Raw genomic sequence first — 7,214 nt, 5'->3', positions numbered from 1 at the left:
CCGCGTTGGCCCACTTCCTTAACTGGCGATTACTGTACGAGAGAGACTTGTCCGTACAGTTCTCGTACTACCGGATATTCCCGTTTTCGCGGATTCGCGTTCGGGGCCGGAAACGATAATACGAACAGGTCTCTTCCCGCGCACCCGCCACGTCCGGGGGCGTCATTAGCCGGAGGTGGTGCGGCGTGAGCCGCTCACACCCCGACGCGGACGGCCGTGAGGTGCCTGAGACGGCCGTTCGGAACCGCTCGCAGTACGCGGACACTCTCCACCGCCCGGACCCGGACAGTGACGAGCCGCGACCGGCGTGCGTTGAGTCGGATTATCGCGGTGACGCGGACTTCACAGACGTTCCGGTAGCGGCGTACCCACACTACAAGCTCTGCGGCAATCCGGAGTGCTTCGGGAGTGAGTGGTGGTGAGGTACCAGTCGTCTCTCTTCGAGTACGAGAAGGACCTGTCGGCGCTCTCGGATGCGGAGCGAGAAGTCTACGAGGCGGTCGAACAGGACGGTTACGGGATGCGGGAGTACGCCCGCAAGACCGGTCGGTCGGCCGGCACCGTAGGGAATCTACTCCGCCGCGCTCGCCGCCGTCTCAACGGGGGTGAAGGGTCGTGACCGACGACGGAGATCGGGCGCGTACCTCTCAGGAGTTTTGGGCCGGCGCAGCCAGCGGGTCGTCGCGGAAGATGCTGGCGCGCGCCCAGCGCTGGCTGGAGGGGCCGCGTCCCTCGCGGATCATGGTCAACTATCAGACCATGCTGAACGGTCGGGACTCCCGTTGGCGGGATTACGACCTGTTCATCGATCCCGGCGCCTACTCGATGTTCGCCCCGCCCGAGAACGGCGGCCAGGGGCTGGCGGAGTACCCCGAATCGACCGAGTTGTATCTCCAAGCCATCGGGACGCTCCAGCCCGCGAAGTACGCGTGGCGCGATTACGTTTGCGAGGACGACGTGCGGGAGTTCCACGGCTGGTCCGTTCGAGAGCAACAACAGCGGACTCTGGAAGCTCACATCGAGTGTGCGGAGCTTCACGACATCCTCAATATCAGTGCCGAACCGGTCGCTGTGGTCCAGGGCTGGGAGCCGGAAGACTACCAACGGCACGCCCAGCAACTCCGCGACCACGATCTGGTGACCGACCGGGTTGGCATCGGCACGATGTGTGGCCGCGACGACGTGGAAGTCTGCGAGGAAATCGTCGCGGCGGTTCGCGAAGTGCTCCCCGACGTAGAACTGCACGCGTTCGGGCTGGACAAGCGGTGTTACGACAGCGAGTTCATCATCGAGGAGATCACTTCAACGGACTCGCTGGCGTACTGCTACCGGTATCAACGCCCTGCCGGGTGGACCCGCTGGGAATACATCTTCAAGCTCTACCTGGACCACCGCGCCGCGTGGGACGACGCGGTTGGTGGCACCGAGTATCAGTCCCATGAGAACCGAGATCGGGGCCAGTCCTCACTGGAGGGATTCGCGTGAGCGAGTTCGTCCGCGCCTCTCTCCTCTACGACGTGGAGACGGGCGAACGCGTTCGTTGGGACTGGAGTGGTCAACAATCGGTCGCAGAAAGCGAGGCGCGAGTCCAGCGCGCCGTCGCTGAAGCCGAACAGGAGGGGTGAAGGTGCGCGCGATAGAGCCCGCGTGGCACGAGTACGCGGCGAATCTCCTGTTCGCCGAAGACGGCTTGATGCCGTACTTCGCGGCGGATTCGCAAGTCAAAGCGGGCGGTGGGAGTCAGCAAGCCCGCTTTGAAGTTGCCGGCGAGTTGTGGAACGTGAAGCTATATTATCAAGATTCCGGCATCGTCCACCCCGGCCCATCTACGCCCACGGGAACCGAGTTTCGCTTGGACGAGATCCGCGAGTTCCGGCTTCATGTCGCTCGGGAGTCCGACGAGGACCCGGTCGGCGAGCAAAGCTTCAACGCGCACCTCGCACCCCGCTGGCAGGGGATGGAAGTCGAGAGCGACGACGGGCAACGCTTCGAGATGGACGTTCCTGAGGAGATGGACGAGGGTGTGAACGTCCGTATCCAGGGGAGCAATATCAACGCGTTCCGGTACTCCCGCCTACTGAAGCGCGCGGCCGAAGCGGTCGGGATCTCGATGGGATACTTCGAGGACCCGCTGGAGTTCAGCAACACCCAGGACGCCGAGCGGTACGTCCGGGTCCACAAAGACGAGAGCGGCCCTGTCCACGCGAGAGACGGCCCGGTGGCAACGATGGGGCACTTACTCGAAGACGACCGGACGGGCTATCGCAAGATCGTGCAGAACGACGACGACGAACACGGCCGGAACCTCCCCGGCTACTACCACACGGTAACTCTCGGGCCACAGCGCGTCCGTGAGGCGTTCCCTTCGCACGAACTTCCCGTGGAGGTGAAGCACTACTACTCCCGCGAGGCGCTGGCGAGGGACCCGGACGACCCGCTGGCGCACCCGAAGGTCGGTGTCTCCTATCAGGTGAGCCGGTGGGATGATACCCTCGGCGCTGACGAGGAAGCGCTGGCACAGCTCGAACGCGAGTTGGACCGGGTACTCCACGCGGTGCTTATCGACGCTGGTCTGGACGTAGCTCCGGACCACGGGAGCGGGCCGTTCGTCGAAGACGCCTACTTCAACGCGGAAGTCTCTAAGGGCTTCGAGGAGCCGCCGACGCTGGACATGGCGCATATCCACCACGAACAAGAGTCGGTGGTCCTCAAGCACGTGAAAGACGGTCTGTCGCCGGTGCAGTGGGAATCGCTCGAAGTTCTGGTCACCGACGGGGGCGACGTGGCCCCTGCGGACATCGCCGAGGAGAAAGATCGCAACGTCGATAGCGTGCGGCGAGCGCTTCGAGAGATGGACGATCTCGTGCAACGCGAGTATGGAAGTGTCTCCCTGCGGTCGACCTACGTGGCAGAACTCGTTCACGATGCCGTTCAGCGCGCCGAGGAGGCGGTCAAAGACGCCGCCTCGGCCACGGCGAAGGCCCTGGAGGCGGCCGAGCGGGGGCTGGACCAGCGCACGAGCGCGTTGCTGGCCTTCTGCGATCGCTACGGTATCGACTATCGGGACAAGGGCGACGCGCGGATGAAAATTCGCTTCGGGGAACTGGACCCGGACGCGGACCCCTCACCGAGTTTTCTGGCGAAGCGCGCGTTCTCGATGTGGACCGACGCGAAGCAAGACGCCGAGCGGTTCCGCTCTGCGGTGGTGAAGTGGTCACGACCGGACGGCGAGAACTGCCGGGTTGACGCCTGGCGGCTACTCGCGTAGCGGTCGCCTGCCCGCGGGCCGGGAACGTCCCGGTTCGCGGGTAGTGGCGACACTCTCGATTCTCTCTATTTTCCGGGTATTTTCGCCTCTGTTGCGGGTTTCACCCCAGGGTGTCCGGCGAGATCCAGGACGTCGAGCCGGGCGCGATGGGCTATGGGCGATGGGCTGAAGCCACCGCCCGAGCGGAAACGCGACCGGGGCGGTCGCGTTTCCACTTAGGGGTGTGGCTAAGGCCACATCATCAAAATACACCGCACCGCATCTCAGAGAGTCGGGCCGAAACAGACCCCGATTCTGTAAATAAGTCCACGGCTTTGAGGGATACAGTAGCACCAACAGTAATCATTTCTTCAATGGGGCTCCAACTACAGAATAATGTCAACAATTGATGGGCTGAAAAGTTACGTTCCCTATCCAAGTGGCGTATCAATACGGAATCGGGAACTTCAGATTACCGCAAATCACCCTCAAGTAGGCGCTGTACTATCGAAGGTTAATAACTTCTCAAAGGCATCCCGGGGCATCTTTGGCGCAACAGCGGCTCTAATCTTTATAATTGATTGGCAACTCTCTGTTCTACCCATGTGGATCAAGCCATTGTATTGGTTCACTGTGCTTATCTTAGCAATATTAGCGGCTGTCCGGATACGTGTCGTGGTAACTGCGGAACCCGTGAAAGTGGGCGTTTCTACGAAAGTTAGCAAGGAAAAGATTAGTCCAGAATTGGAAGAGAGCGATTCCCAATAACGCGCGTCTTATATATACACTCCGCCGACCGTTCTCAATGCGCAGCCCATGCCGTGCATCGCTCGCCTGAAGGTGAGCGAGCGTGAGGGATTGTCCACTATGTACTATAGGGGGTGGGTTTCCGTTTCCACCTTTACATCCGGTTGCCGTCCAGTGATTTTAATCGGTCGAGTGAAAAGCACTGGACCGGCTAAGATAATGGCCCGCCTGAGATCTTACCTGTTTTGTTCCGTATTGGTGCTCTCTGTCGAAAGATCTCGGGTTTCACTATTAGAGAAAATTATTATTCAGGCAACAAGATACGCTATTCATCATTGTCGTCGTACCGTCGCTTCTGGATGAATCGTAAGGGTATATCGAACGCTACGAATGAACCAAATCCGAATAAATATAATAAAAATGAAAGAGCAGTCCAAACCAGAATTATCTCTGATTCAGAAAATGATCCAGATCTCCAGAGTTGAGCCGCAAAAATAACCGCGATGGCTGCAGCCACGATATATTCGATAGTAAGCTGAACAACAGACTTGAGATATTCAGAGTAGACTGAAGAAGCCTTACTATTGCTAAATTTCTCAAGGGTCATTTTTCGTATTCAGGCTCCTTCTCTTCTGAGCTACTATTCTGTGTATTATTGTCGTGCCCACTTGTGTCTTCCCCTGAAGTATCTTTCTCAGTGGACTGCTCTGATCTATTATTGTCGCTATTCGCTATTTCGTAGGTTCGTGCGACGAAATCTCGATTTTTGTCAACTTCATTCTCCAGATCTTGAATCCTCTCGTTTAGCGATTCGATTTCAGATTCTAATTCGGCTTCACGTCGAGTCTTCTCTGAAACTTCCTCTTCAAGCTCCTCTTGTCGTGTCTGTAAGCGTTGTATTTCTGCCCATAGAGGAACATTTGATAAAGACAGTTGCTGTGATTCACTCGATTCATGTGGCTCTGCGGCGGCGATCTCCGTCTGATGCTGTTTGCTTTCTTTCTTTTCTGACCTTTTCTCTTCTTCCTCTTTGTCTGCCCTCACATCCTCTTCAACCGTTTCTGCTCCTGAGGAAAGCTGCGATAAAAACAGCCAATTAAGCAACAGAGATACTGTCAGAATCACAGTTAGTAGCCAAAGTGGATTAGCGAATAGAATAGACTGAATTGAGAGGATGACCGAAGCAACATTCGCGGAGATTATTGCAAAAATGATGCCGAGAATGAGACGGAATAGGCTTGAAGGTCTTCTATAGGATGCTGCCCAGTAATCCCACCAATCATATCTTTCTGATATTTCTTCCTGAGCAATTATTACGAGATCCTCACCCCCATTAGACTCATCAGACATTCTGGACTACTTGCCTCAACAGTCTGTCCTACAATAAAGGGTAGTGCTTGCATCTCTAACTCAAGGTTCTCTCCATCTTACCCCCTGCGGTCGCGCGTCAAGAATCACGTTCGACGCGATATGCACACAAGGCAATTCGCGCCGTGTGCATAATTTCATGTAATGAGTCAGAAACTCGAAGATTTGGGCGGCACCAGCCAGTTGTTCGGTCACATTTATAAGCTATTCCGCCTCCAGTGGAGATACAATCATCCAAATAGAATCTCGTGTGAACGAACAAACCGGACTACTGGTGTTCAGACTCCTCGCTTTTTGAGTCGTCAAAGAGGTTTCTAATTTGGATATTCGGAATTCTATCCATTACTGTGTCTGGTAGCCGCTCAATTAGAAAGCTGTGTAGTTCGGACATGATTTGATAAAGAAGAGCGGCAACGCCGAATCCGGTGTATATGAGTGTGATGACTAAGGCTGAAATGGATACAGCAAGACTAATATCGAAAAATCCAACCTTGTTTAGAGGGTTGTCAACGCCCACAATTTCACCTAATATTATCATTCCAACACCGGTTGCAAAGAGGATCGCAGAATGAAGAAGAGGAACGTATGGATTCTCATTGGGAATGTCAAGAAGTACCATTACACTGACTAATGAAACCAAGATGCTGAGTAGAAACAGCGTATCTGACCCATCTAGTATGAATACAAGAATCAACATAAGACTTGAGAGAAACACCGGGATAATTGTTCGTTTGTCTGGAACGACGTATTCGTAATAATTCTCATGAAAGTCCAGATTGCTGAATATCGGAAATAGAAGCATGAAGACCAGTAACGTAAAAACGAGATTGAGGATTCCTATTGAAATTACGAGAGATGATATAATCAATGCGGATGAAACAGCGCACAAAATACTAACTTTCACCCCATCAAAGCATTTCTGAAGATATTCTCTGTTGCGAGATAGTATTCGGTCATTCTCTCTGATTACTTCTCGGTACTCCGACAAAGACGTGATCTCAAACGACACGGCTGGATCAAATGAGTTGAATTCCGAGATCACGTAATTAGGCCCTTCATGGAATTTTTCTGGATATGCAGCATTATATGCGAAAACAACGGTTCGAATCAACTCTATGAAAAACAGGCAGATAAATAATATTAATAAAATTAACTCGATCCCTACTACAAGTTCACCGAAGGCTGCAATTCCGGCGGTATCACTACTAATAGACTGGACATTCTGGGAAATTGTGAGGTTTTCTGAGATATAGTTTATTATAGGTTCGAAATTGATCGTTTGGGTGAATGCGACGACTACACCGAGTGTTGCAATAGAAATTCTAAGAAATAGAGACGCTTGTCTCTGATACCTTCTATTTTCGAACAATTGCCTCCGAATCCGAGCTCTAGCTTCTTCAAGTGCAATCTCTACTCGATTCTCATTCGAGGAAGAGTCACGGTTAGACATTATGGGCGGGTGTGGCAGACTGTGATGTGGTCATTTTGATGTGATACATCCTATAGATGGTCCCACTACTGACTGTTGGCCAGATCCTCGGGTGAGAGGTTGTCGTTTAGGAACTGTTCTCCGAAGTCAGTGATACGATACCCAGCGGTGTCTTCGTGACGGTCAATTAGACCTTTTTCTGAAAGGACCTGGCACCTCCGAGCAATGTGACGGCGAGTATAGGAGATATTCAGTGCGAGAGAGGACGGCTTCATCCACCCCCCATATTCTGCGAGTTCGGCGACTATAACCCTATCAGAGGGCTTCAGCCACTCGACCTCTCGATGCATCTCGCCTTCATTATCTGATGTATCACTCATAGTTTATCCGGTGCCAGGACTTTGAGTACACTTTGTGCATCTA

9 protein-coding genes are annotated in these 7,214 nt (G+C 53.8%); 6 read left to right on the top strand and 3 right to left on the bottom strand.

The features are described from left to right. Nucleotides 1-185 precede the first annotated feature (185 nt). From ACMGFE_RS26015 to ACMGFE_RS25990, 6 genes are all read left to right on the top strand, one after another. Complete coding sequence (locus tag ACMGFE_RS26015) at nucleotides 186-422, top strand: hypothetical protein (protein ID WP_436928181.1); 237 nt, start codon at nucleotides 186-188, stop codon at nucleotides 420-422. Continuing rightward, a complete protein-coding gene (locus ACMGFE_RS26010) occupies nucleotides 419-619 on the top strand; it encodes a sigma factor-like helix-turn-helix DNA-binding protein (RefSeq protein WP_436928180.1) in 201 nt (66 codons plus the stop codon). The genes ACMGFE_RS26015 and ACMGFE_RS26010 overlap by 4 nt, the downstream gene beginning before the upstream one ends. After that, a complete protein-coding gene (locus tag ACMGFE_RS26005) occupies nucleotides 616-1,485 on the top strand; it encodes a deazapurine DNA modification protein DpdA family protein (protein ID WP_436928179.1) in 870 nt (289 codons plus the stop codon). Before ACMGFE_RS26010 ends, ACMGFE_RS26005 begins: the two co-directional genes overlap by 4 nt. Beyond that, complete coding sequence (locus ACMGFE_RS26000; RefSeq protein ID WP_274324086.1) at nucleotides 1,482-1,625, top strand: hypothetical protein; 144 nt, start codon at nucleotides 1,482-1,484, stop codon at nucleotides 1,623-1,625. Before ACMGFE_RS26005 ends, ACMGFE_RS26000 begins: the two co-directional genes overlap by 4 nt. A 2-nt stretch (nucleotides 1,626-1,627) precedes the next feature. Beyond that, complete coding sequence (locus ACMGFE_RS25995) at nucleotides 1,628-3,268, top strand: DUF7845 domain-containing protein (protein WP_436928178.1); 1,641 nt, start codon at nucleotides 1,628-1,630, stop codon at nucleotides 3,266-3,268. Between the two features lie 375 nt (nucleotides 3,269-3,643). Next, nucleotides 3,644-4,015 (top strand): hypothetical protein, encoded by a 372-nt coding sequence (locus tag ACMGFE_RS25990; protein ID WP_436928177.1) that lies wholly within the window; start codon nucleotides 3,644-3,646, stop codon nucleotides 4,013-4,015. A 582-nt stretch (nucleotides 4,016-4,597) separates the two neighbouring features. Here ACMGFE_RS25990 and ACMGFE_RS25985 read toward each other — a convergent pair. The 3 genes from ACMGFE_RS25985 to ACMGFE_RS25975 form a co-directional block, all read right to left on the bottom strand. Continuing rightward, nucleotides 4,598-5,344 carry a hypothetical protein gene (locus tag ACMGFE_RS25985; RefSeq protein WP_436928176.1) on the bottom strand — a complete coding sequence of 249 codons (747 nt, stop codon included), beginning with the start codon at nucleotides 5,342-5,344 and terminating at the stop codon, nucleotides 4,598-4,600. A 286-nt stretch (nucleotides 5,345-5,630) separates the two neighbouring features. Next, a complete protein-coding gene (locus ACMGFE_RS25980) occupies nucleotides 5,631-6,812 on the bottom strand; it encodes a hypothetical protein (protein WP_436928175.1) in 1,182 nt (393 codons plus the stop codon). A gap of 65 nt (nucleotides 6,813-6,877) precedes the next feature. Further along, nucleotides 6,878-7,171: a winged helix-turn-helix domain-containing protein gene (locus ACMGFE_RS25975; RefSeq protein WP_436928174.1), complete on the bottom strand. Its 294-nt coding sequence runs from the start codon at nucleotides 7,169-7,171 to the stop codon at nucleotides 6,878-6,880. Nucleotides 7,172-7,214: the final 43 nt, after the last annotated feature.

This window comes from Halosimplex amylolyticum (genome assembly GCF_051414035.1).
Classification (GTDB): domain Archaea; phylum Halobacteriota; class Halobacteria; order Halobacteriales; family Haloarculaceae; genus Halosimplex; species Halosimplex amylolyticum.
The sequence above is the reverse complement of the archived record's forward strand: the minus strand, read 5'-3'. Positions and strand labels throughout refer to the sequence as shown.

Excerpts from the sequence above, each read along its gene's own strand:
- ACMGFE_RS25990 (WP_436928177.1), top strand. The coding sequence starts at position 3,644 with ATGTCAACAATTGATGGGCTGAAAAGTTACGTTCCCTATCCAAGTGGC.
- ACMGFE_RS25985 (WP_436928176.1), bottom strand. The coding sequence starts at position 5,344 with ATGTCTGATGAGTCTAATGGGGGTGAGGATCTCGTAATAATTGCTCAG.
- ACMGFE_RS25980 (WP_436928175.1), bottom strand. The coding sequence starts at position 6,812 with ATGTCTAACCGTGACTCTTCCTCGAATGAGAATCGAGTAGAGATTGCA.
- ACMGFE_RS25975 (WP_436928174.1), bottom strand. The coding sequence starts at position 7,171 with ATGAGTGATACATCAGATAATGAAGGCGAGATGCATCGAGAGGTCGAG.